Annotated in this window: 22 protein-coding genes and 2 pseudogenes; 7 read left to right on the top strand and 17 right to left on the bottom strand. The window is 72.4% G+C overall.

Annotated features, from left to right (window positions below; genetic code table 11):
* Position 1: 1 nt before the first annotated feature.
* The 13 genes from ACZ4M3_RS21945 to ACZ4M3_RS21885 form a co-directional block, all read right to left on the bottom strand.
* Positions 2-397: a GPW/gp25 family protein gene (locus ACZ4M3_RS21945; protein ID WP_467735056.1), complete on the bottom strand. Its 396-nt coding sequence runs from the start codon at positions 395-397 to the stop codon at positions 2-4.
* Entirely contained in the window at positions 394-1,980 is a 1,587-nt protein-coding gene (locus ACZ4M3_RS21940; RefSeq protein ID WP_467735054.1) for a hypothetical protein, read from the bottom strand. The genes ACZ4M3_RS21945 and ACZ4M3_RS21940 overlap by 4 nt, the downstream gene beginning before the upstream one ends.
* Positions 1,977-2,699 carry a phage baseplate assembly protein V gene (locus ACZ4M3_RS21935; protein ID WP_467735052.1) on the bottom strand — a complete coding sequence of 241 codons (723 nt, stop codon included), beginning with the start codon at positions 2,697-2,699 and terminating at the stop codon, positions 1,977-1,979. The genes ACZ4M3_RS21940 and ACZ4M3_RS21935 overlap by 4 nt, the downstream gene beginning before the upstream one ends.
* The gene (locus ACZ4M3_RS21930) at positions 2,696-3,775 is read right to left on the bottom strand and encodes a phage late control D family protein (RefSeq protein ID WP_467735050.1); all 1,080 of its coding nucleotides are present in this window, start codon (positions 3,773-3,775) and stop codon (positions 2,696-2,698) included. Before ACZ4M3_RS21930 ends, ACZ4M3_RS21935 begins: the two co-directional genes overlap by 4 nt.
* Before the next feature lies 1 nt (position 3,776).
* Complete coding sequence (locus ACZ4M3_RS21925; protein ID WP_467735048.1) at positions 3,777-3,950, bottom strand: hypothetical protein; 174 nt, start codon at positions 3,948-3,950, stop codon at positions 3,777-3,779.
* Positions 3,947-4,762, bottom strand: coding sequence for a CIS tube protein (locus tag ACZ4M3_RS21920; protein WP_467735046.1), 816 nt, complete (start codon positions 4,760-4,762; stop codon positions 3,947-3,949). The genes ACZ4M3_RS21925 and ACZ4M3_RS21920 overlap by 4 nt, the downstream gene beginning before the upstream one ends.
* Positions 4,755-5,225: a phage tail protein gene (locus ACZ4M3_RS21915; protein ID WP_467735044.1), complete on the bottom strand. Its 471-nt coding sequence runs from the start codon at positions 5,223-5,225 to the stop codon at positions 4,755-4,757. The genes ACZ4M3_RS21920 and ACZ4M3_RS21915 overlap by 8 nt, the downstream gene beginning before the upstream one ends.
* 5 nt (positions 5,226-5,230) lie before the next feature.
* Positions 5,231-7,957 (bottom strand): hypothetical protein, encoded by a 2,727-nt coding sequence (locus ACZ4M3_RS21910; protein ID WP_467735042.1) that lies wholly within the window; start codon positions 7,955-7,957, stop codon positions 5,231-5,233.
* Positions 7,954-8,409: a phage tail protein gene (locus ACZ4M3_RS21905; RefSeq protein ID WP_467735040.1), complete on the bottom strand. Its 456-nt coding sequence runs from the start codon at positions 8,407-8,409 to the stop codon at positions 7,954-7,956. The genes ACZ4M3_RS21910 and ACZ4M3_RS21905 overlap by 4 nt, the downstream gene beginning before the upstream one ends.
* A 52-nt stretch (positions 8,410-8,461) precedes the next feature.
* Positions 8,462-10,543 (bottom strand): phage tail sheath family protein, encoded by a 2,082-nt coding sequence (locus ACZ4M3_RS21900; protein WP_467735038.1) that lies wholly within the window; start codon positions 10,541-10,543, stop codon positions 8,462-8,464.
* The gene (locus ACZ4M3_RS21895) at positions 10,536-11,483 is read right to left on the bottom strand and encodes a hypothetical protein (protein WP_467735036.1); all 948 of its coding nucleotides are present in this window, start codon (positions 11,481-11,483) and stop codon (positions 10,536-10,538) included. Before ACZ4M3_RS21895 ends, ACZ4M3_RS21900 begins: the two co-directional genes overlap by 8 nt.
* Positions 11,480-12,076, bottom strand: coding sequence for a Pvc16 family protein (locus ACZ4M3_RS21890; protein WP_467735034.1), 597 nt, complete (start codon positions 12,074-12,076; stop codon positions 11,480-11,482). The genes ACZ4M3_RS21895 and ACZ4M3_RS21890 overlap by 4 nt, the downstream gene beginning before the upstream one ends.
* A 212-nt stretch (positions 12,077-12,288) precedes the next feature.
* On the bottom strand, positions 12,289-13,188 hold the full coding sequence (locus ACZ4M3_RS21885) for an SDR family oxidoreductase (RefSeq protein WP_467735032.1): 900 nt from the start codon (positions 13,186-13,188) through the stop codon (positions 12,289-12,291).
* Positions 13,189-13,596: 408 nt separating this feature from the next.
* Here ACZ4M3_RS21885 and ACZ4M3_RS21880 point away from each other — a divergent pair, with 408 nt between their 5' ends.
* On the top strand, positions 13,597-14,250 hold the full coding sequence (locus tag ACZ4M3_RS21880) for a GNAT family N-acetyltransferase (protein WP_467735030.1): 654 nt from the start codon (positions 13,597-13,599) through the stop codon (positions 14,248-14,250).
* A 257-nt stretch (positions 14,251-14,507) separates the two neighbouring features.
* Positions 14,508-14,870, top strand: a complete 363-nt coding sequence (locus ACZ4M3_RS21875; protein ID WP_467735028.1) for a winged helix-turn-helix transcriptional regulator — start codon at positions 14,508-14,510, stop codon at positions 14,868-14,870.
* 79 nt (positions 14,871-14,949) lie between these two features.
* Here the strand turns inward: ACZ4M3_RS21875 and ACZ4M3_RS21870 are convergent, their stop codons facing one another.
* Positions 14,950-15,870: an NAD-dependent protein deacetylase gene (locus ACZ4M3_RS21870; RefSeq protein ID WP_467735027.1), complete on the bottom strand. Its 921-nt coding sequence runs from the start codon at positions 15,868-15,870 to the stop codon at positions 14,950-14,952.
* A gap of 175 nt (positions 15,871-16,045) precedes the next feature.
* On the opposite strand from ACZ4M3_RS21870, the gene ACZ4M3_RS21865 reads away from it, so the two are divergent.
* On the top strand, positions 16,046-16,909 hold the full coding sequence (locus ACZ4M3_RS21865) for a hypothetical protein (protein WP_467735025.1): 864 nt from the start codon (positions 16,046-16,048) through the stop codon (positions 16,907-16,909).
* Positions 16,910-16,979: 70 nt separating this feature from the next.
* Here the strand turns inward: ACZ4M3_RS21865 and ACZ4M3_RS21860 are convergent.
* Positions 16,980-17,171, bottom strand: a pseudogene (locus ACZ4M3_RS21860) (TetR/AcrR family transcriptional regulator); the annotation flags it as partial.
* Between ACZ4M3_RS21860 and ACZ4M3_RS21855 the strand changes: the two are divergent.
* The 3 genes and pseudogenes from ACZ4M3_RS21855 to ACZ4M3_RS21845 form a co-directional block, all read left to right on the top strand.
* Positions 17,170-17,901, top strand: a pseudogene (locus tag ACZ4M3_RS21855) (FAD-dependent oxidoreductase); the annotation flags it as partial. The pseudogenes ACZ4M3_RS21860 and ACZ4M3_RS21855 overlap by 2 nt on opposite strands.
* A gap of 51 nt (positions 17,902-17,952) precedes the next feature.
* Positions 17,953-18,753: a MerR family transcriptional regulator gene (locus ACZ4M3_RS21850; RefSeq protein ID WP_467735023.1), complete on the top strand. Its 801-nt coding sequence runs from the start codon at positions 17,953-17,955 to the stop codon at positions 18,751-18,753.
* Positions 18,750-19,964, top strand: a complete 1,215-nt coding sequence (locus ACZ4M3_RS21845; RefSeq protein WP_467735021.1) for a glycosyltransferase — start codon at positions 18,750-18,752, stop codon at positions 19,962-19,964. The genes ACZ4M3_RS21850 and ACZ4M3_RS21845 overlap by 4 nt, the downstream gene beginning before the upstream one ends.
* Positions 19,965-19,983: 19 nt before the next feature.
* Here the strand turns inward: ACZ4M3_RS21845 and ACZ4M3_RS21840 are convergent, their stop codons facing one another.
* Both ACZ4M3_RS21840 and ACZ4M3_RS21835 read right to left on the bottom strand, forming a co-directional pair.
* Positions 19,984-21,030 (bottom strand): glycoside hydrolase family 26 protein, encoded by a 1,047-nt coding sequence (locus tag ACZ4M3_RS21840; protein WP_467735019.1) that lies wholly within the window; start codon positions 21,028-21,030, stop codon positions 19,984-19,986.
* Between the two features lie 279 nt (positions 21,031-21,309).
* The gene (locus tag ACZ4M3_RS21835; protein ID WP_467735017.1) at positions 21,310-22,170 is read right to left on the bottom strand and encodes a calcium-binding protein; all 861 of its coding nucleotides are present in this window, start codon (positions 22,168-22,170) and stop codon (positions 21,310-21,312) included.
* A gap of 658 nt (positions 22,171-22,828) precedes the next feature.
* Here ACZ4M3_RS21835 and ACZ4M3_RS21830 point away from each other — a divergent pair.
* Complete coding sequence (locus ACZ4M3_RS21830; RefSeq protein ID WP_467735015.1) at positions 22,829-23,233, top strand: aggregation-promoting factor C-terminal-like domain-containing protein; 405 nt, start codon at positions 22,829-22,831, stop codon at positions 23,231-23,233.
* The last annotated feature ends 172 nt before the right edge of the window (positions 23,234-23,405 follow it).

The following is a 23,405-nucleotide window of genomic DNA, read 5'->3' as shown; positions in this document are numbered from 1 at the left end:
ATCACCCCTTCACCGCGACGGCCACGGACAGGTGGGCCACCGCCTGGGTGGCGATCAGCTGGTAGGCGAGGGTCACCAGGGCCGTCTCCGGGTCCGCCGGATCGGGCACCACCTCGACCGAGCGCACCGCGACGCGCGGTTCCCAGTCGGCGACGCCACGGCGGACGCGCTCCGCGATCTCGTGCCGGGTACCCGTCGTGTTCGGTGCGAACAGCAGGTCGGAGAGTGCGCAGCCGAACTCGGGCAGCCGCAACCGCTCCCCGGGGTCCGTGGCGATGACCACCTGTACGCACTCACGGATGTTCTCCTCGCCCGCGGACCAGGCCAGCCGGCCGTCGGCGCCGACGCGCGGCGGGAAGGCGAGGCCGCGTCCGAGCACGGCTTCGTCGTTCGTCATCGCTTGGACCTCACGGGGACGGGCAGGCAGAGCCGGAAGAACGACTTCCAGAAGAAGACGATGTCGAGCAGGAACACGAAGACGATGAGCACCATCAGCGCGCAGATGGTGATGACGGGGAGGGAGAACTGGCAGACCACCCCGAGGTCGAGCTCCTCCTCGTCGGCGATGTCACCGTCCAGGGCCTTCTTGAGGTCGGTGAGCCGGTCCAGCTGGCCGCGCAACTGGTTGGACAGCACGAAACCGACGCCCTTGCGGTACTTGCGCAGGTCCTTGATGCCGGTGTCCACCGGCATCGGGATGCGGATCGTGCGCGCCGGGGCATCGGGGTCGAACACCGAGGCGATGCGGAAGCGCCGGGTGGGGGCGCTGAGCAACTCGGTCCGGGCGGGCGCGCAGCGCGGCTTCGAGTAGACGCAGCGGATGAGGTAGTCGCTCTCACCGGTCGGATCGAGCTTGGTGAGCTGGAGGTCGCCGGGGGTGGTGGCGGGCACCGGCGGGGGCAGCGCGTCACGGATGCCCTGGCGCAGCGCGGATACGCCGGTCGTCGAGTTGCGGGCGTTGCCGAGCGGGTGGCGCGGCCCGCTGCCCGGCTCACCCGCGATCGAGGCCCACTGCCCGGCCGCCGCCACCAGACCGTCCCGCCAGGTCAGCCCGACGGCGGGGTCCGCCAGTTCGCCGAGCAGGTCGTCGTACAGCCGGGCGGCGGCCGCCTGGGCGGGCCGGGTACGGGTACGCAGTGCGTCCCACAGGTGCGGCAGGTGGCGCTGGAGCAGGTCGGCGAAGTCCAGCAGGAGGAACGCGGTCGCCTCGCCCAGCAGTTCCTCGCCGAGCGCACGGGTGGGATCGGGGCGCCGCAGGCCGGCGAGCGGGCCGAGCACCGCGGATTCGAACTCCGTCCACCGCACGTCCGGTTCCCGCGACGGCCCGGCCGGGGAGTCCGGTACGGGCTCCACCGACCTGGCCGCCCGGAAGGTCTCCCGGCTGGAGACGGGCACCAGGCCGGCGTAGAGCCGCCGCTGCCCCCCGTCGGCCGGGTAGTTCACCGGGAACATCGGGAACAGCTCCTCGTCCGGCGCGAGGCTGTCCCGCGCTCCGGCGGCGACCGGCAGCCAGCACCGGGCACCCGGCACCTCCGGGTCACTCGCCCAGGCCAGTTCCCGTACGCCGCCGGACGCCCCGTCGGGGCCCTGCGCACGGCGCAGTACGAAACTGAGCCGTTCGCCGTCCCCGGGGCGTACGCCGTGGTCCGGGAGCCCGGTGAGACCGCACACCAGGGAGGCCACGACCAGGTTGAAGTCCCCGTGCAGCGGCTGGTAGAGCTTCAGTACGTCCAGCGGCGGCGGCCAGTCCGCCGGGGCGCCGGGAGGCCGGTTGCGGAAACCGGCCGGCCTGGCGAGGTGCTCGGCGAGTTCGGCCGGGCGCCGCAGCAGCAGCGCGGCGAGGTCGTCCATGAAGGAGTCCGAGGCGAAGCGCAGCAGTTCCGGACGGAGCATCGCTTCCGGCCCGGCGCCGTCCCCCGGCCGCCCCACGGCCGCCGCCCACAGCGGAGCGCCGGTCACCCAGCGCACGGTGGCGCTCACCAGATGTTCCCGGCGCCCGGCGTGTAGGCGGTGCCCACCACGGTGTTCGCGATGACGGTGTCGGCCTTGACCACCCCGCTGAAGGTGGAGACGCCGGCGTTGACGGTGAGGCTGGCCGCCGACACCTCGGCGGTCGCGGCGTGGACGGTGACCTTCGCCTGGCTCGTGACGGTGAGCCCGGCGGCATCGAGCCGCACCGACGTGCCGTTGGTGTCCACGACCTCGACGGAGGCCGGGGAGTCGGCCAGCGTGATCCGCTGCCCGGCGGCGGTCCGTACGGTCAGGGTCTCCGCGCCCGCCGTGTCGTCGAACCGGATCTGGTGGCCGCTGCGGGACCGGAGCACCCTCAGATCGTTGCGGCCGGCCGCGTCCATCGCCTCCGGTGGACCGTCCACGCCGTTCCACAGCGCACCGAGCACATAAGGGCGGCGCGGGTCGCCCGCCTCGAACGCGAGGAGCACCTCGTCCCCCGGCTCGGGGACGAACCAGCTGCCCCGGCCCGCGCCCGCCATCAAGGTGGCCGGCCGGGCCCAGGCCCGGTACGCCGATCCGCCCGGGTCGGGTGACCAGGGCAGGGAGACCTCGACCTGGCCCTGCCGCTGCGGGTCCTTCACATCGGTGACCACCGCCGGGTAGACGCCGAACCAGCGCTCCAGGCGTTCGTTGAGGAACGCGGAGTGCACGGTCGCGTCGAAGGCGCTGTCGGGCCCGGCCGTCACGAGGCGGCTCCGAGCCAGGCGCGTTCGGCCAGGAACTCCGAGCGCAGACCGGGACCGTCATCGAACAAGTGGGTCACCTCGGTCACGTAATAGGCGCCTGAGAACAGCGTGCCCAGCTCGTCCAGGGTGATCGTGGCACCGGAACGCAGACCGGCCGAGGTCTCCGCGACGCCCCGGGCGGTGAGGAACCGGCGGGCCATCCGCCGGTACAGGGTCTCCGCCCGCCCCCGCGCCTCCTGGCCGGTCAGCGGCACGGAATGCACCACGGACTCCTTGCGGACGGCCAGCGCGGCGCCGAGCACCTGGGACCCGCCCGCACCCCCGGCCAGCTCACCCCCCAGCACGGTGGCGTCGGCGGTCTCGGCGAGGGCGCGCTTCGCGGCCACGTCCCAGCCGCCGACCGTGATGCTGGAGCGCTGCCCCGCCAGGTCGGCGAGGACGGTCAGCTCGCGCAGCTCGTTGCCGTAGCCGAGGCGCAGGGGAGCGCTCTTGCGGTCGGTGCGGGTGCGGGCCGTCAGGGTCGTGTCGTCCATCCACAGCTCGGCGTCGACCGCGCGGGCCCGCTCGCGCAGGAACGCCAGGTCGCTCTGATTGAGCTGGGCCAGAACCCGGTGCGCCGGTCCGCTGATCCGCACGTCGGCGGTGAGTCCGTGTTCGGCGGCCACCCGGGCGAAGACCGCGGCGTCGGTGACGTCGGTGAACGTCCGCGTGCGCCGGGTCATGCGCAGGTCCTGGTGGCGGTCCTCGGCCAGGACGGTGAGGGTGCCGCCGCCGCCCTGCGGGTAGCCGGCCTCCAGCGCGGTGATCCGGCCGCGGAAGAGCTCGCCGGCGCCCAGACCGATGACGAGCTGCTTGCCGAAGTCGAGGACGTCCCTGCCGAAGTAGAGGAACGACGGACGGTTGTTCCTCGCGCCCCAGTTGCCGAAGGTGGCCTCGCACCGGTACAGCCCCTCGGTGCTCTCGTGGACGCGCAGCCTCAGCAGTCCTTCGGCCAGCGCCGCACTGGGCCGGCCGCCGACGGCGACGGACGGACGGGCGGATGCGACCCTGGGCCGCGGCACGGTTCCGGTGGCCACGTCAGTACGCCCGCAGCCGCTCGGCCCGCGCCGCGCGCAGGGTCACGGCCTGTTCGATCCGGGCGTCGACCGCGGCCGGGTCCGGTGCGGCGGGCCTGCCGCCGTCCCCCGGCGGCGGCTGCCGGGAACCCTGGTCGGCCGCGACCACGTCGACCTCGTTGATCAGCACCGTCATGGCGTCCTCCGTGCATGGGTGGGCCCGGCCCCGGCGGTGACGCCGGCCGGTACGGTGAAGGCGGCCTGCGCGCTGCGGCCGGCCCGGGCTGCCACGTCGGCCCGTGCGCCCAGGTCGATCAGTCGGCCCGGCTCCAGCAGCCGGGGATTCTCGATGCCGTTGGCCTCCGCGATGGCGTGCCAGTCCGCCCCCGCTCCGGCGCTCACCGCCAAGGACTGGAGCGAGCTGCCGCCCGGAGCCCGGGTGAGCGGACGGGTGCCCGCGGTGGGACCGGCCGTCGACTCGGCGGCGCCGGCGGCCGACGGGCTGACGATCTCCAACTGGCCGGACAGCCCCAGGGTCAAAGAGGCCCGCAGCGGACGGCCGTCGGGGGAGAAGAAGTCGAGGGTCTCCTCCAGCGCGTCCATCATCCCGTCGAAGTGGAAAGTGCCCCAGGAGAAGCGGACCCCCGGCGGGACCGGCTGCGTGGCCGCCGCCCCGGTTCCGTCGCCCTGCGCGGACCTGGGCACCATGAAGTAGGTGACCCCCTGGGTGAGCACGCGTACGTCCTGCACGCCGCCCGCGCCGGGCGCGTTCACGTCGAACCACAGCTGTAGCGCCAGTTTGGTGGAGCCCGCGCCGACCACCTGCCGGGGCGAGTTGCCGCGCTGGTCACCGACCCCCTGCTGCTGCTCGGTCCTGGTCGAGTACGTGACCTTCAGCGACTCGGGGTTGAACTGCACCTCGACCCGCTTGCCACCCGGCAGCGCCTTTTTGAAGCCGGCGTCCAGTTCCAGCAGTTCGGCCTTCCGCAGCGTCCCGGGCTCAGGCACGGACCCCGTCCCCTTCCCCGGCGCGCAGGCTCAGGGACTCGTAGCCCAGCTGCATCTCCTCCACGGCCACGAGCCCCTCCCGCGCGTTGAGCGACGGTGCCTTGATCTTCAGCGGGACGCACCTGCCGAGCACGAAGACCGCCTCCTCGGTGTCCCGGTCCGCGGCGCGCAGCACGATCTCGCCCGTCGCCCGCACCTTCGGGTCGTGCGCCACGCGCTCGAACCACCGCCACAGGTCGAAGCCCTTGGTCATGCCGCGCTTGAGGGTGAGCTGGCCGTAGCTGGTGGCTCCGGCGAGCCTGATCTGCACGCCGTTGTTCCCGCCCTCGCGGATGGTCTTGACGTCCAGGGACATCTCCAGGCCGTCACACTCGGCGAACGCCGCGCCGCACAGGGGTGCCGGGTCCCCGTCCGGGGTGATCGAGACGGCGAAGTTGAACGCCTGCAACGGATATCCGGGCACGCACCTCACACTCCTTCCACGCTCAGGTCGCCCGCACCGGACCGCAGCAGCCTGACCAGCAGGAAGCGCAGGGGCACCGAAGGGGCGACACGCAGTTCCACCAGCAGCCGCCCGTCGCCGGCGCGGCCGGCCGGGGTGGTCACCTGGTACGAGTCCGCCCGGCCGGCACCGGCGAAGGCGCCGCGCACGAGCAGCTCGGACAGCACGGTCTCGAACCGGCGGCGCAGGGCGCCGCGCACGGCGGGCCCGTCGGGTTCGAACACGTAGGCCGGTCCCTCGCGCAGCGCGACCCGGCGCACCAGGGACAGCAGCCGCCGTACGTTGATCTGCCGGAACTCGGGGTCGGCCGACAGGGTGGCGGCGGACAGGACCATGAAGCCGCGCGGCGTGCTCCGCAGGATGTTGATCCGCCCCTCCTCCAGCAGGCCGTCGGCTCCGGCGGGGAGCGGGGGAGTCAGCGCGAGCACTCCGCTGAGCGGCAGGTTGGCGGGCGCGACCCAGGCCCCGGCTCCGAGGGCGCGGGCGGCGAGGGTTCCGGCGGCAGCGCCGTCCGGGGGCCGGGGCAGCGGCCCGGCGCCGTTGACCGCCATGACCGGCCAGGGGTGGTAGAGGGCGCCGAAGCCGAGCACGCGCTCGCCCTCGCCCGCGAGTGAGCGGCGCAGCGCGGTCGCGTACGAGAGCGCCTCGGCCTCCCGGTGGTGGGCGGGCAGGGAGAGGACCGCGAATTGATCACCCCGGGCCGCGCACATGCGCAGCAGCGCCCGGTGCACCGCGGCCGGCGGACCGTCGGCCCCGGGCGCTCGGGACACCCAGGGCTCACCGGCGCTGACCGCGACCGCGACACCGGCCGACCAGTCACCGGCCGCTCCGCCGGCTTCGGCGCGGACCCGGTAGGCGTACGTGCCGGGGGCGCGTCCGTACAGATCGGTGGTGGTCCCGGTGCCCCGGTAGATCTCCGCCGCGGCCGCCCAGGTCCGGCCGGCCGACTCCTCCAGCACGTAGACCGGGTCCCCGCCGCCCACGCCGCTCCAGCTCAGCCGCACGTTGCCCAGCGGGTCGGCGGACCCGGTGAGCTGCGGGGCACCCGGCACGGAGGCGGACCGGTCCTCGAAGCCGCCGCCGTCAGCGCCCGGGTGCCGGCACTCCGCGGGCGGCAGGTAGCGGACGTGCCCGGGTGGCCGGGGCTGCGCGGGCGGAGCACCGTAGCGCCAGCCCGGGTGCACGGCGTCGGGCACGGCGACGACGGTGACCTCGTCCAGCGGGAGCAGGGCGTGGAGGCCGAGCAGCCGCCGCGCGCCCGTACCGGTGGTACTCAGGTACTCCGCCGTGGACATCAGCGTCGAAGCGCCGCGATCGGCCAGCTCCGGGTCGAGGAACAGCGCGGCGCCGAAGTCCGCCAGGCCGTCGCGTTCGAGTCTGCGCCCCGGCTGCGGGTCCGCCCCGGCGAACACCGTCCCGTCCATGGCGATGGGGAAGAACACCTCCGCCGCCCCGCCCGTCCCCGCCAGCGGGAACCTGCGCGTCGCCGGCTCCCGCCACAGCTCCGGCACCGTCGGGGGGCCGGCCCGGTCCAGCCCGGACAGGGCGGCGCCGTAGAGCTCTTCGTCGGTCGGTAGCAGGCCGATCCAGCGCCGATGTCCCGGCGCCGGCCCGAGGCCGCCCACGACGTCGATCCGGTCCGCTCCGGTCCGCGCGCGCAGCTCGATACCCAGCACCTCGGTGACGTCCGGGGCGGCGAGCGGTGGGCCGCCGGCCGGCGGTGCCCCGGTCACGAAACTCAGCGACCCGGACACCCGGACCGGTGAGCCGGCTCCGGCCGTGGCCCTCGCCTCCCGTACTAGCAGCACGGCGGTGCGGGCACCGTCGAGCACGAGGCGCAGCAGGGTGCCCGCCGCCGGAGCGTCGTCCAGCGGCACGGCGGCGTGCAGCAGCACCTCTCCGGCGGCTCCGGCGTCCTCCACGGTGACGGCCACCGGGCCGGTGGGCAGCTGTGCGGTCCCGGTCACCGGGCCGCCGAGACCGGCGGCCAGCAGCCACAGCGGCCGCCCGCCGCTGACCTCCGTCCGGCCGGGCGGCTCCGCGGACCGGGCGAGAGAGGTGACCGCGAACATCCCCGTCACCCTGGCCGGGCCCGGGCGCAGGTACGTCACCCGGATCAGGTCCCCGGTCCCTACCGGGGCGGGTCCGTCGAGGACGCAGTGCACCGGCGGCCGCCCCGCGCCCCCGTACGTGATGCCCACGAGTCGCAGCCGCTCGGCCAGCACCCCGCCCGACACCCGGACGTCGTCCGCCCAGCAACCCACCGACCGGGCCGGCAGCAGCGCCTGTACCGGGACGCCGTCAGCGCCGACGACCGCGAGACCCGGTACCGGGAACCGGGCGCGCCCGGCCGCGTTCGGCTGCTCCGGGCGCCCCGCCACCCGCACCACCCAGCAGCGCCGGCCGCCGGCCGCGAAGAAGGCGTCCACGGTGGGCGCGAGATGCCCGTACGCCTGCTCGCCCGTGACCGCGTCCCGGAACAACGGGATCCGCTCGCCGAAGACCTCGGTGAACTGCGCCATGTCCTCGACGGCCACGGGCACGTCGAGCGGGCCGGTGGCGGCGAAGCCGACGAAGCCGGCGATGTCCATCCTCGGCAGCGCGTCGCCGGGATGCGGAAGGCTCTGCTCGAACGTGATCCCGGGGAGCCGGCGGAACGCGGTGGTGATGGTGGTGGCGGGCGGTGGGCTCACTCCATCTCCAGCCGCTCGTAGGCCAGGGTGAGTTCCTCCATCGCCACATCGGTCCCCTTGGCGTTGAAGGGGCCGCTGACGTGCTTGATGATGCGCGCCTGCTTCAACGTCCAGGTCAGCACCACCTGTTCGCGGTTCTCGCTGAGCAGGTGGATGCGCACCGTCCGGCGGGCGTTCTGGTCGCCGTTGCGGATGTCGTCCAGCCAGGCGTACAGGTTCAGCGCCCCGATGACACCCCGCTTCAAGGTCACGTCGGTCGTCTTGTTGAGCCCGGTGATCTTGCGGACGCTGTTCTCCGGGTCGTTGCCGTTGCGGTACTCGGCAACGGTGACCTCCATACCGACGTTGCTCATCTCCTGGAAGCCGGCCAGCGGCGAGTCGGTGATGCCGTCGCCGAGGTCCACCTGGAAGTTGAACTGCACGTACGGGCGGTCGGCGCGTAGTACGGCCATATCGGTGCCCTCCTCCTGGGTTCGGTCGTCCGCGCTCCGGGGCGCGGCCTGCTCACTTGGGGCTGTCGCCGGTCCACTGGCCGATGCGGAAGATCACGAACTCGGCGGGCCGCAGGGGCGCCACCCCGACCAGACAGACCAGCCGGCCGTTGTCCAGGTCGGCCTGGGTCATCGTGCTGCGGTCGCACTTGACGAAGAAGGCCTGTTCCGGCTTGGTGCCCAGCAGTGCGCCGCTCTGCCATTCGGAGAAGAGGAAATCCTGCACCGTGCTCCGTACGTTCGCCCACAGCCGCTCCCCGTTGGGCTCGAAAACGGCCCACTGGGTGCCCCGGTCGACGGAATGCTCGAGATAGGCGAAATAGCGCCGGAGATTGACGTACTTCCATTCCGGGTCCGATGTCGCGGTGCGCGCGCCCCAGAGCCGGTGCCCCCGCCCCGGGAAATACCGGAAGCAGTTGATTCCCTCCGGGTTGAGGACGTCCTGCTGCGCTTTGTTGACCGTCTTCTCGAATCCGATGGCGAGGCTGACCACTTCATTGGCGGGGGCCTTGTAGACGGCGCGCTCGGTGTCGTTGCGGGCGTAGATGCCGCAGACGAAGCCGCTGGGCGGCAGGGTGATCTCCTGCTGGGTGACGGGATCGAGCACGGTGACCCACGGGTAGTAGAACGCCGCGTGGGTGGAGTCGATCGCGGCGCGCGTCCGGCGGACCTCGGCGAGGCTCTGGCCGTCGGCGGAGTCGAGCACCGCGATGCGGTACCGCATCCGCTCGCAGTGGCTGATCAGGAGGCTGGCGATGGTCGCGGCCTGGGACCTGTAGCCGTCGTCGTTGGCGCCGTAGGTGGAGCCCGGCGCGGCCAGGATGGAGATGTCCTCGATGTCCTCGAAGGCGACGAGGCCGCTCTTGTTGTCGTGGGTGTCGATGCCGCCCTCGTACTCGGCGGCGGTCGGACGGCGGCCGTCGTACCCGCCGCTCAGCGACACCTCCACCGACCGTTCCGCGTCGCTCGAATCCGCCAGGGCGAGGATCGCGGCGAGGTCCTGCACCGCTGCCGCGCCGGTCGAGCCGTCGTAGCCGCCGGCCTGTTCCTTGACGGCATGGTCGTAGGCCAGGAGCAGCCGCAGGAAGTCCGCGCCGTCGCCGATGCCCTTTCCGGCCTCGACGATCACCGGCAGCCGCAGCGCGTCCGACCGGTTGGCCGGGTACTGCGCGAACTTGGCGAACACCGAGTCCGGGGAGGAGCCCCGCTCGTGGCGCGGGTCCAGCGGCAGGGCGGACCACACCACCGGCAGCGCGTCGGGATCGGCGGGCAGGTCGGTCACGTCCAGCGTGATCAGCCGGACCTCGGCGCCCGTGCCCGTCAGTGCGTCGAGCTCCTTGGTCGCCCCGGACTCCCCGTGGAACGTCCACGTCGTGGCGCCCAGCCGGGTGGTGACCTGCTGCGCCCGGTAGTAGGCGGGCGTGCCGTCCTGCGTCTCGCGGATGAGGACCACGTCCCGGTCGGCCAGGCCCCGTACGACGAGTGCCTCCCCGGCCGTTCCCGTCGCCGGATCGGTCCGCTTGGCCTTGCTCAGTACGTTGGGGCCGCGTTGCACCGTGAGGCGGACGCGCCGTTCGCCGGCGACGCCGGGGAAGCGCGCGGACACCTTGACCACGGCCCCGTCGAGATTGGTGGGCGCGGCCAGGTCGGCGGTGATCCAGCCGCGCGCCCTGCCGTTGCCGGAGTCCAGGGTCTCCTGGTACCCGGCTTCGCCCGGGTGGTGCCCCTGGGCGTCCGGGACGGCGAGCGGCCTGAACACCCGCTGTACGTACAGCCGCGAGCCACCGTTCTCGAAGAAGGCCCGGACGGCGTGCCAGAGGTGGTTGTCGACCGGCACCGCCGCACCGACGTGGGCCGACGGATCGGTAGCTCCGGAGGCCAGCCAGCCCGTCTCCGGAGTGAACTGCGGTTTGCCCCGGCCGCCGTAGACACGCTCGAAGTCCAGCAGGCTGGTGAGGAGTTCCAGGTCACCGGTCAGCGGCCCGTACAGGGTCGGGCCGATGAAGGCCGTGGTCGTCGTGCTGACGCCCTCGATGGACTTGCTCCGGAAGGAGACCTCCTCCACGTACACGCCGGGCGCGAGGTATTCAGGCATGCGGACTCCCTTGGACTGCGGGCGGCACGGGCACGGGATCGGTACTGATCAGCAGGTTCGAGTCGCCGGCCGTACGCACCACCAGCTCCCGCCCGTACCGCAGCCGGACCGAGATCAGGGGCGTGCCGGCCGCATCGGCGAGCGGCCGGGCCGGCGGCTGCCCCAGCAGAGCGGCCAGATCGGGAACGTCGTGGGGGCCGGCCACCGGGGCCGAGCCCAAGTAGGCCCGCAGGCCGAGCGTCCAGGTCTGGCGGGACAGCGGGGGCGTCACGGCAGTGGGCGCCGCCGGATCGGGTACGAGCAGCTCCGGGTACGGGAACAGCACCGTGACCGCGCCGTTCGCGTCGGCCACGCCGAAGGCGCTCGGGCCGTGCGGCACCACCACTTCCAGGACCGCCCAGGAAGCCGGTTCCGAGGAAGCCGCTTCCGAGTGGGCCGGTTCCGAGTGGGCCGGTTCCGAGGGGGCCGGGACCCGCACCAGTTGGGCCCGCAGCACGGCCGTGCCGGATGGGACCGGACGGCCCGGCGAGCTGAACAGGGGGACGCCGGGACCGGGGGGCTGGCCACCCGTCGTCCCGGGGAGCCGGTAGGCCGGTGTGAACAGGCCGCGGGCCGGCGCGGTGGCGTGGAACCGGACCGGAAGGTACCGGCCGGCGCCGTCGGTGACCTCGATCGGGTAGGAACGCGAGACCGGCGGGTCCGCCCAGAACTGCTCGCTGCCGTCGCCCCGTTCGGTCGTCCCCAGCAGCGGGAGGCCCCGCAGTACGTAGGTTCCGGAGGGAGACGGCCCGGCCGTCCGCGGTGCGGCCCCGGGGGCCGCCCGGCAGATCACTCGCAGCCCGTCGCACACCGGCGTTCCCGTTGCCGCGTCCCGGAACCGGATGCCGAGCGGTGCGACCCGCGTGACGGCCTCCGCGGACGTCGTCGTACCGGGCGTCACCGGGTGCCCGCCGCCGTGTAGCGCAGGTCGGTGCTCTGCACCAGCGGGTACTCCTCGGTCTCCGGTACGGACTCCAGCTCGACCGTCCGCGCAAGATAGGTGGCCGAAGGCTGCTGGTTGGCCCGCGCCACCTCCCAGATGTCGAACACGTCCTGCTGCGAAAGGTTTTCCCAGACGAGGTCGACCGTCTCGTGCGGGAAGAACACCTCATGCGGTTGCTGCGAGTTGAGCACTCCGGCCGGCAGGGTCGGTGTGTCGTGTAGCACCCGGACACACCAGCCGAGGAGTTGCTGCTGGGTCGCGGCGTCCTTCGCCCAGGCGGTGAGCAAGTAGCGCAGATCCAGCGGCAGCGGCGCACTGCGCCGCACTCCGGCCGCGTCCACCCGCCCCGCGGCGCTCCGACGGGAGGGGTTGACCGCGACGTGGTACAGGTAGAGCGAGACGCCGAGGCGTTCACCCGGCGGCCGCTGCAGGTCCGCCGAGGTGAAATTCGAGAACACGACGGGTGCGAACTCCGTCTCCTCGGCCGCGGCCCTTTGCAGGAGTCCCAGGATTGCCTTACTGGTTGCCGCGATCCCGGCAAAGGTCGCCATTGTCAGCGGACTTCGCCACGGCGGGGTAATGCGGACCGCACTGCTACGAGATTCATGTACACCCCTCTCGATCCCTCAAGAAGGATAGGGAGTACCGAACGGCCGGAGCAACACGCGTTCTCAGGTTCCCTCGAACGAGGAAAATGCGATGAGTGATGGTCGGAAAGTAATTCCGTCCACAGGGTGGGGTTTTCCGTGCTGCCGCGCGGCGCTCAGCGGTGTGGTGGGGGAGTGCGCCGGGTTCCGGCGGCGTCCGCCCGGCCGCCGGCCCCCAACGGCCCCGTCGGCTCGAAGGCGAACCTTCGCTGCAGCCGCGGAAGTTCCCGCTTGGACAGGAAGGTGACCACCGGCGGCATCGCGGCGCGGACCGGCTGGGTGGCCCGGAGCCACGCGGGGGCGTACACGGCCGCACTGCGCCGCTCGACGGCCCGCACCATACGGCTGGCCACCGTCTCGACGGGGTAGACCTTCCTCGCCGGCTTCGGCATGTGCGCCCGCAGTTCCCGCAGTACGGGATGGTGGTCCGCGTCCCGGATCATGTCGGTGTCGGTCCAGTTCAGATACGCGATGCCCACGTCAACGCCCTCGTGCGCGACCTCGGCGCGCAGCGAGTGGGCGAACGACTCCACCCCGGCCTTCGAAGCGCAGTACGCGCTCATCATGGGCGCCGCCCCGATCGAGGCCAGCGAGGCGATCTGCAGGTAGTAACCGCGGGAGACGCGCAGGTCGGGCAGGAACACACGGGCGGTGTTGGCGCTCCCGACGAGGTTGACCTCGACCACCCGGCGCCACAGCGAGGGGTCGGACTCCGCGAAGGGGCCGCCCTCGGCCACTCCGGCGTTCGCGATGACGATGGAGGCGGGCCCCAGGGTGTCCCGTACCTCGGTGGCCACCCGGCGCATCGCGTCGTCGTCGGTGACGTCGACTGCCCAGCACCGGGCCGGTCCGGGGAGTGCGTCCCGGACCGTGGCGAGGGTCGACTCCTCCCGGCCGAGGAGGGCGACCGTGGCCCCCCGCCGGGCGAGCTCCCGCGCCATCGCCGCCCCCAGCCCCCGGGCGGCGCCGGTCACGACAGCAGTGCGGTCTTGCAGCGGACGTACCGAGGCCGTCACGTGGTCCTCCTCAGCAGGAAGGGGCCACCGGCGCGGCGGTTCGCACGGCGCCGTGTGGTCCGGTGGGCCGTTCTCCCACCATAGGCACCGGAGCCGGCGCCCGCCGTACGAGGGCGCATCCGATGGCAGCGCTCGCGGCGAAGAAAGGGACGAAGAAAGGGTCGAGCAGAGCCGTCGCACGACAACCCGTACCGGCGCCGCCGGCCATTCCAGGGAGGCGGCGCGCGAGTCGCTGAGCGGCCCGAGCGCGCTTGCGGGGCTGCCCAGCTTTGAACAGCATGACCGGGACCGGTGACGGCGAGCGCGGCAAGCTTCCTAGCGCCCTGCGCCCATGGTCATACCGTATCGCTGTCGCGTAAGGTGCGCTGGGTGTAAACACCTATTACGATGCAGGGGGAACGGGCGGCGATGCCGGACGCCAGGACCAGTGAGCTCGTACGGATGTGGATCGACGGCTGGGTCGTCTCCCGCGGCAGCTCGGACCCGATCGACCAGCCCTGGGGGTGGACGATCGACGTCGGGCAGCCCCGGCACGTCGCCCGGCACGTGCTGCCGGAGCCCTCCGAGGGCGATGTGCGCAAGATCGTCGCCGCGACGACCGCGCCCGGGACGTGGCTGAAGCTGTTCGCCGAGGACCGGGCGGTGCTGCCCTGGGCCGGCCAGGGCTGGCGGTGCGACAGTCCCGGATTCTTGATGACGTGTCACCTGGCTCCGCAGAGCCCTCCGGTACCGGCGGGTTACATGCTCACCAGTTGGACCCGGGGCGGCGTCAGCCGAGTGCTGGTCCGCACGCGCACCGGGCACTTCGCCGCCCGCGGACAGATCGCCCACGCAGGCGCCCACGTCGTGGTCGACCAGGTCGAGACCGCCGTCGAGCACCGGCGCAAGGGCCTCGGCGCCCTGGTGATGCGCACCCTGCAGGGAGCCGCGTACGAGGCCGGCGCACGGACCGGCCTCCTGGTCGGCACGCCCGAGGGCCGGGCGCTCTACTCCACACTGGGCTGGACCATGCGCTCCCCGATGACCAGCCTCTGGTACGAGCCGGCGGACACCGCCCGGTGAGCTCGAAGCCCGGGCTGAGCAGTTCCGGGCTGACACCCTGCTGCTCGGCGGTGCTCAGCTCAGCAGTGCCGCACGAACAGTTCCCGCGAGCCGCTGCAGAAGACGTACCCGCCGGGTACCGCGCTCGCGGGCCCACTCGGCGCGGGCGCGGGCCCGGGCGGGGGTGTTTACAGTGGTCACAGGCCCGGAGGTGCTCAAGTACGCACTTCGGAGTGGGTGGTTACCCCGGGGTGAGCGAGAAGGTCAGAAGGGCGAGCATGACGACACTGAACCGACCGGGCACGCCAGCCGGGCACGTCTGCGGGATTGACACCGCGATGGAGGTGATCGGCGGTAAGTGGAAGGTGCTGATCCTCTGGACCCTCCACGAGCACCCCTGCCGCCGCTTCGGCGAGCTGCGCCGGCTGCTCCCCGGGATCACGGAGAAGGTACTGGCCTCTCACCTGCGCGAGCTGGAGGCGGACGGCGTCGTGCACCGCGAGTCCTACGACGAGGTGCCGCCCCGCGTCGAGTACTCGCTGACCGAGGACGGTACGCGGCTGAACGACGCGCTCCAGCCGCTGGCCGTATGGGGGCGTGAGCGGCGGCCTGGGCCGGCGCCGGCGGACGTACTCGGATAGGGTCCGGGGGCCCGCTCCACCGGCCCGGGACCCGGGGAGTCACGGCTGCCGGTTCGCCGGCTCCCCGGCCGTACCCCGCTCAGCCTCGGGCGTCAGCCGAGGTGGACTCCGCCCGGCCGTCGAGGGGGATGTCCAGCCGGTCGGCAACGGTGCTGAGGGCCGTTCCCAGCGGGAGCGCGACCCGGGTGACGGCGTGCCGGTCGCCCCGGGTCGGGTTCCGGTTGACGATCAGCACCGGCTTCCCGGCCTGGGCTGCCTGGCGGACGAACCGCAGCCCGGACATCACCGTGAGCGAGGAGCCCAGGACGAGCAGCGAGGTCGCCCCGCCGACCAGTTCGCGGCAGTGTTCGACCCGCGGCGGCGGAACGGATTCGCCGAAGAACACCACGTCCGGTTTGAGGATGCCGCCGCATGCCGAGCAGGACACCACCGAGAAGTCCCCGACCTGCTCGTCGGTGAGGTCGGCGTCACCGTCCGGATTCAGTGCGGCGGCTACCGGATCGAAGCCCGGATTGGCCTCCTCCAGCCGCCGGGCGAGTTCCCCGCGCGCGCTGAAGGCGCCGCAGGAAAGGCAGACGACCCGGTCCAGGCCGCCGTGCAGTTCCACCACGCCCTCGCTCCCGGCGGCCTGGTGCAGACCGTCGACGTTCTGGGTGATCACGCCCGAGAGCAGACCGTGCCTCCCGAACGCCGCCACGGCCCGGTGCCCCGCGTTGGGGCGGGCGCGGCCGAACGTGCGCCGGCCGAGGTGGCTGCGCGCCCAGTACCGGCGCCGGGCCTGGGCACTGGCGGTGAACTCCTGGTACGTCATCGGGGTATGCCGGCTCAGGCTCCCGCCCTCGCCCCGGTAGTCGGGGATGCCCGACTCCGTGGAGATGCCCGCTCCGCTGAGCACCAGTACTCCACCGCTTCGCAGGGCACCGGCGACCGGCTCCGGATCCACGGTGCCAGGCAGCGGCTCCTCGGTAGGCGTCCAGCTCAGAGTGGGGCGCATGCGCATGCCGCCAAGCGTACGCAACCGGTCGGACACCGCCACGGCACCTGTCCACGCGAAGTAGTCGGTTGACCACAGTGTCACGCAGCGGTGTAGAAAGGGATCTCATACGACCGGACCGGTCGACAAAGCGCCTTTCCTTGGTGGGAAACCGAAGGTGCGCACCCGCGCCCTCCGCAGAATGGCATTCGTCTCTCTGCTCGCCGCCTCAGCCGTAGCCGTCCTCGTCCCGGCGACTGCCACTCCGGCCGCTGCCGCCCCGGCCGAGTGCCGCGGGCCCCGGAGCGGTGTCCTCGCGACGATCTACCCCGGCCAGCGGCTGGAGTCGGGCGCCCGTCTCGAGGACAAGGTGAGCACGACCGAGCTGGTCATGCAGGCCGACGGCAACCTCGTGCTCTATGCCCTCGGCAAGCCGGGCGGCTACAAGCTCCCGCTGTGGAGCAGCGGCACGTACGGCAACCCGGGCGCGTACGCCACCATGCAGGCGGACGGCAACCTCGTCATCTACCGCAAGGGCGGAAGCGCCCAGACGGGCGGCGCCATCTGGCACACCGCGACGTACGGCACCGGGACCGGGAGCGTCCAGGCCGCCCTCCTCGGGGGCGACTTCGTCGTCGAAGGCCGCAGCGCCTCGCACTGGTCCACCCGGAGCCCCGAGCGGCAGGCGTGGTTCTGCTCGGAGTACGCGACGGCCGCGGAGGGCTGGTGGACGGGCAACTGGGCCCAGTCCGCCACGGTGTGGTTGGTGCTCCAGCAGGACAACAACCTCGTGATGTACCGCAAGAGCGACGGCAAGGCCATCTGGCAGAGCGGCACGTACGGGGGCGACTACCGGGTGACCCTGCAGATGGCTCCCAAGGACCGGGGCGACCTGACCCTCGTCGAGGAAGGCCGCAGCACGGTCCGCTGGCGGACCGGCACGGCGAACAACGACGGCGCCTACGCCCTGCTCCAGGACGACGGCAACTTCGTCGTCTACAAGAAGGACGGCGGCCCGGCCAAGGGCGGCGCCATCTGGGCCACCGGCACCTACAACAAGGTCTGACCGGTCCGCGGAGCGGATGCCTAGGGGTGGGGTGGAGGTACACCCCGCCCCACCCCTCGGCGCGTGTCGCTTACTGCGGCCGGTCGGTTGCAGTGATTCCCGTGAGGATGAGGTCGATGCCGGCCAGGAACTCGGCCCGGTCCGTGTCCGGCTGATGGGCTCGGGCGTTGGCGGCGTTCTGGCCCGCCACTCCGAGGATGTAGTTCAGCAGTGCGGACGCCGCCGTGAACTGGCCGGCCCGGGGTACTCCGAGTGCCTGGACGTTCGCCGACGGTGCCGCTCTCGTCACGAGCCTGCTGGTCGGCGCGGACGGCGCGTGGTAGCGGGTCCGGCCGCTGCTCGCTGACGCCACACCCGAGTACGTCGGCACGTCGTTCGTCGAGACCTACCTGCTCGACAGCGCCACCCGGCACCCGGCCAGCGCTAAGGCGGTCGGCGGCGGCGCGCTGTTCGCGCTCGCGCCGGGGCAGGGGATCACGGCCCACCGGGAGTGCGACGGGACCCTGCACGCCTACATCACGCTCAACAGACCGGAGGACTGGTTCGCCGGTATCGATTTCACCGATCCCGCCGCGGCCGGCGCCCGGATCGCGCAGGAGTGCGCCGGCTGGGCGCCGGAACTCACCGCGCTGCTCACCGACGCCGACGCCGACACCGCAGCGGTGCCGCGGCCCGTCCACTCCCTGCCCGGCGGACACCGGTGGGACCGCGTGCCCGGCGTGACCCTGCTCGGCGACGCGGCCCACCTCATGCCCCCGTCCGGCGAGGGCGCCAACCTGGCCGTGTACGACGGCGCCGAACCCGGCCGGGCCATCGCCGTGCATCCCGGCGACATGGAGGCCGCGCTCACCGCATACGAGCGAGACCTGTTCCCCCGCAGCGCCACGGCCTTCACCGAAGCCGTCGACCCCTTCCGGCTCTGCTGCCTCGACGACAACGCACCCCAGGGCCTGCTCGATACGTTCACGGGCCCCGCGCAGGGCGCGATTTGACCCTCCCCCTACGTCAGGCTTGAGGCTGTATGCCGACGAAAGGGCAGGTGGATGAGTTATTCAGTGGGGCAGGTCTCGGCGTTCGCCGGAGTGACGGTGCGCACGCTGCATCACTACGACAAGGCGGGACTGCTCTCGCCCAGCGGCCGAAGCCACGCCGGCTACCGGCTCTACAGTGACGCCGACCTGGTCCGCCTCCAGCAGATCCTCTTCTACCGCGAACTCGGCTTCCCCCTCGATGAGATCGCGGAGATATTCAAGGACCCGCAGGCGAACGCCCTGGAGCGGCTCCGGGCCCGGCAGCGGCAGTTGACCGAGGAGATCGCCAGGCTGCAACGGCTGGCCGAGGTGGCGGAACGCGCGATAGAGGTCCAGAAGACCGGGGTGCCCCTGACTCCCCAGGAACGCTTCGAGGTCTTCGGCGAGATCACCTTCGACCTGAGCTATGCCACCGAGGCCGAGCTGAAGTGGGCGCATTCGGACGGACAGCGCGAGGCGATGGCGCGTGCGGCTGCCCACACCAAGGAGGACTGGCGCCAGCTCATGGGCGAGGCCGCCGCATGGCGGGCCGAGCTGCTCGCGGCGTTCGACGAGGGGGAGCCCAGCAACGGCGAGCGGGCCATGGACCTGGCCGAGGAACACCGCTTGCACATCTCACGCTGGTTCACCTCCTGCCCGCCCGACATGCACCGGCGCATCGCGGACGACTTCATCGCCGACCAGCGCGCATTCGCCCTGGTCGTTCCGCCGTCGCAGCAGCGCCCGGGACTGGCCGCCTACACGTGCAAGGCGGTCCACGCCAACGCGGCCCGCCACACGGGCGGCCGTACCGACTCCGAGGAGAACCAATGAGGATCATGATCGCCGCCGCCGGATCGCGCGGCGACATCGCGCCGTACACGGGCCTGGGCGCAGAACTGCGCCGGGCCGGGTACGACGTCACCGTCGCCACCACGGACACCTTCGCGCCCCTCGTACGCGACGCCGGGCTGACGTTCCGCGGTCTCCCCGCCGATCCGCGGGCGCGCGGGGGCGTCACCGGCAAGCGTGAACTGATGCGCGCCGCCGCCACGTTCATCACCGAACTGGGCCAGGGATTCGCCGCCGCCCTGGCCGACGGCACCGATCTGCTCCTGCTGTCGACCACCACGGCCCCGCTCGGCTGGCACCTGGCCGAGGCCACGGGCACCCCGAGCCTGGGGGTCTACCTCCAGCCCACCGCGCCGACCGGCGATTTCCCGCCCGTCGTCACCGGCTCCCGCTCCCTGGGCCGGTTCGCCAACCGAGCCGCCGGCCGCTTCGCTCTGCGGATGGCCGACCGCGTCTACGAACCGGCCGTCGCCGAGCTGCGCCGCAGCCTCGGGCTGCCCCCGGCCTCCGCTTCCGAAGTGCGTCGACGGCAGGACCAGGCCAACTGGCCCGTCCTGCACGGCTTCAGCCCGTCCCTGGTGCCCCGCCCCCGCGACTGGCGCCCCGGCCTGGAGGTCGTGGGCAACTGGTGGCCCCACCACGACGCGGCCGACCGGCTGCCCGCTGACCTGGAGGACTTCCTTCAGGCCGGCCCCCCGCCCGTCCTCATCGGCTTCGGCAGCATGGCGTCCGGCGAGGGGGAACGGCTGAGCGAGGTCGCCGTGCGGGCGCTGCGCAGCGCCGGGCTGCGCGGCATCCTCCAAGCCGGGCCTGCCGGTCTCACCGCCGCCGCCGACGATGTCCTCACGATCGGGGACGTACCGCACGCCCTGTTGTTCCCACGGCTGGCTGCGGTGGTCCACCACGCCGGGGCCGGCACCTCTGCCGCCGCGCTGCGCGCCGGAGTGCCCGCGGTCACCGTACCGGTGACCGCCGACCAGCCGTACTGGGCGGGGCGGCTCGCCGCCCTGGGCGCCGCGACCGCCCCGATCCCCTTCCGATCGCTCACCGCCGAACGGCTCGCCGAATCACTCGGGCGGGTCGTGCAGGACCAGGCGTACACCCGCGCCGCCGCGAGCGCGGCTCAGGACATGGCGCGGGAGGACGGATCGGGCCGAGCCCTCAAGGCGATCCGGCAGCTGACCGACGGGTGATGCACACTCCGCGAAGTTCCTAGTCCTTCAGCCACATCCGGTATCTCTCACGGTCGAAGCCGGGCGTCCGGCTCCGGCTCCGTCCGGCGGACAGGAACTCCCGGAACACCTGTGCGGAGCGCGGGTTCTGGCTGCACTGCCACACGCCGTGCGGACAGTAGTCGGTGATGCTGTGGTAGAGCGGCTTGTGCTCGGCGATCCATGCCAGCATGTCGTGCATGTACTCCGGATTGTCGCCGTTGCGGAACAGGCCCCATTCGGGGTACGAGATCGGCTTGCCGTGCGCCTCGGCGAAGTCGACCTGCTGCTGGAGTCCGTAGGGCTGGGTGACCTGCTCGTCGAAGGAATGGCCGGGCGGCTGGTCGTAGGTGTCCATGCCAACGATGTCGACCACGTCGTCACCCGGGTAGCACCGGGTCCAGGCGATCGCGTCACTGCCGCGGTTGGGGGCGAAGTCGAACTGGAACCACTGGCCCTCCACGGAGCGCATGGCGGCAACGATGCGCCGCCAGTACTTCTTCCAGTTCTCGGGGTCGGGCCGGCAACGGTGGGTGTAGTTGAAACCGTTCATCTCCCAGCCGAGCACGATCACCGTGTCCGGCATCCCGAGCCCCACCAGACGCTCGGCCAGCCGCCGGAAGTGGCGGTCGAACGCACCTTGAGCGCCGGAGCGGAGCAGCTCGGCGACCCGGCGGTCGGGGACACCGGCCTCGTTGCGCTCCAGCATGGGCACGTTCAGGACGAACAGCCGGTCCGGTCTCGCGTTGCGCCACCGTGCCCAGCTGTCCAGGGAATCTGGTGCCCCCTCGATGTTCGCCCAGGTGTCCCCGGGCAGGTACGTGTGCCCGGCGCGCAGCTCGGCACCGCCGAGCCAGCGCGAGAGATCCTGCATCCTCTCGACGGCGGACGAGTCGTAGTGGAGGTAGGCGCCCACTGCGACCTCGGTCTCGAAGTCACCATCGGAATCCCTGTGTGGCGGTGTGGCGAGGGCGCCCCCGGTGACGAGCAGGCCGACAGCGACCACGCTTGCGCAGGCGCCCGCCAGCCAGCGGCCTCGATGGGACATGACGCCTCCACACGCTTCGCGAATCGATCCGTCTAGCTGTGACGTTAGGCATCCCATCCGATTCGTGGGCGGTCCGGTGCCCAGATGCTGGGCCATTCGCGGCAGCCGGCCGCCTCGGCTTGCTCCGACCGGGTGAAAGTCGCCGTCCTCATGCGCATGTCGGCGGCCCATCAGCGGTTTCAGGTGATCTCACCGTCAGGAGCTGTCCGGCGCCACCACGCAGAGGGAGCGGGGTCCCGGGCCGACGGCCGCCGAGGCCACTGCTTCCCGTACGACCGTCTACGGAATGTTCGTCGTGGTCTCGCACCGGACCGCGATGTCGGTTCCCGCTGTCCCGTCACAGGTGTCCGGCGCGTCGTCCCCGCCGTCGAGGACGTCGTCACCGCCCTCCGCCTCGGGCACGGGCGCGGCCATCTGTCGGGGCGCCGTACCGGCGGCGCCGGAGGCGGCGGGATGTTGCCTGTGGGTGGCCTCGCCGTTGCCGTGCGCGGCATGCCCGGAGTTGCTGTCCCCGATGAGGGTGTCGGTGCCGGGGCCGCCCAGGAGTACGTCCCGCCCGTGGCCGGTGGCCGTGCCCTCGGCGGAGGAGTCGCCGGTGATGCTGTCGTTGCCGGGGCCCCCGTCCAGGGTGTCCGCGCCACCGCCCGTGGCGTTGATCCCGCCGCGGCTGTCGCCGATCATGGCGTCGTTGCCCTCCTCGCCGAAGAGGACGTCGTCGCCGCCTCCCGACGCGCTGCCCCCGAAGGCCATGCTGTCGCCGCCCATGCGGTCGTCGCCCGGGCCGCCGAAGAGGACGTCGTCGCCCGCGCCGTCGGCGGGAGCCCGGGTGGTGATCAGGTCGCCGCGGATGAGGTCCCCGCCTGCGCCGCCGTCGATCCGGTCGTTGCCCCGTCCGCCCGCGAGCGTGTCGTTCCCTGCCAGACCGCAGATCAGGTCGTTCCCGCCGCGCCCGTCGATGACGTCGGCGCCCGCGGATCCGGCGATGACGTCGTCACCTTCGGTCCCGTTGACCGTGCCCGCTCCGGTGATCGTCGCCGCGCGGCCGAAGCAGGTGGTCGCGGGGGTGCCGGCGGCCGCGGCCGGGAGGCCGAGGGAGAGCAGCGCGGCTGCCACCGGCAAAGCGAGTTTTCGGCCACGCATGGGGACCTCCGGTCGTCGGCGAAGCGGCCGCCTTGAACTCCGTGGGGAACATAGGGGGCAACTGCCCCATGTGCAACGACCCGCCTGGATGTGGGTACGCCCGCCCCCCGGTCGGCCCAGCACGCAGGGGGCCGAGGGCGTACGACGCCACGCGGACGCCCCCCCGGCCGCGGCCCCCCGGCCGCCCCCCGCCGGGGTCACGGGGTCGGCGCCGCGCTGCTTACGGCGCCCGCGAAAGGCCGACGCGGACGCCGCGGTTCCCTTCGATTCAGGGCCCTCTCCCGCCCGCGGCCATGCTCTGAGGGGGAAACGTCTGATTGCACAGAGTGAGATCCCGGCCCCCTGGCCGTGACTCGCCCCATAGGAGCCACGTCACATACGAACCGCGGTAGTAGCTCCCGGGGCCCGAAACCGCGAACCGCCTCCCCGCTGGACGGATCCCTCGCGGGCCGCCGCCGTGGCGCGGGCCGCCGACTGCGAGGGCTCTTAGTAAGAAGGGTCGTTGCCAGGCGGTCGGGGCGTCTGTAGAACTGGATGAGTCGCCACGGCGGCAGGGGCATCCGCCCCCCGCCAGACGAGCCCCTCTCCCTCGCGTGAGTGGCTCACGCATGCTCCGGCATGCCGCGACCGCCCTTGTCCCCTTCGGAAGGTTCCCTCCGTGTCCAACGCTGTCATCCGCCGCATCGCCGCTTCGAAGAAGACCCTCGCGGGTACCGTCGTCGCCCTCGGTGTCGCCGGTTCCATGCTCGCCACGGTGCCCGCCCAGGCGGCCCCGACGAGCGCCAAGGCGATCGCCCAGCAGATGATCAAGGACCCGGCGCAGTTCGCGGCCTTCGACAACATCGTTTCCCGCGAGAGTGGCTGGGACCACACCGCCACGAACTCCTCTTCGGGCGCGTACGGCCTGGTCCAGGCCCTGCCGGCCTCGAAGATGGCCTCCGCGGGCTCCGACTGGAAGACCAACCCGGCCACCCAGATCAAGTGGGGCCTGGACTACATGAACTCCCGCTACGGCAGCCCCGTGGGCGCCTGGAACTTCTGGCAGTCGCACCACTGGTACTAAGCCGCCAGTGGCAGCAGACGCACGAACACGCCCGGCCGGACTTTCCGGCCGGGCGTCTTTGCGTTTTCCAGCCTGCATTGCAACGCCTCATTGCATTAACTCTCACGGCCATTGCATCAATTTACTGCCTCTCACCTGCGGGGATGATTTTCACTTGATTGACCGTTCCGTG

The organism is Streptomyces sp. NPDC026522 (assembly GCF_055567555.1).
Note: the sequence above shows the minus strand (reverse complement) of the source record. Positions and strands in the feature narration are given on the sequence as shown.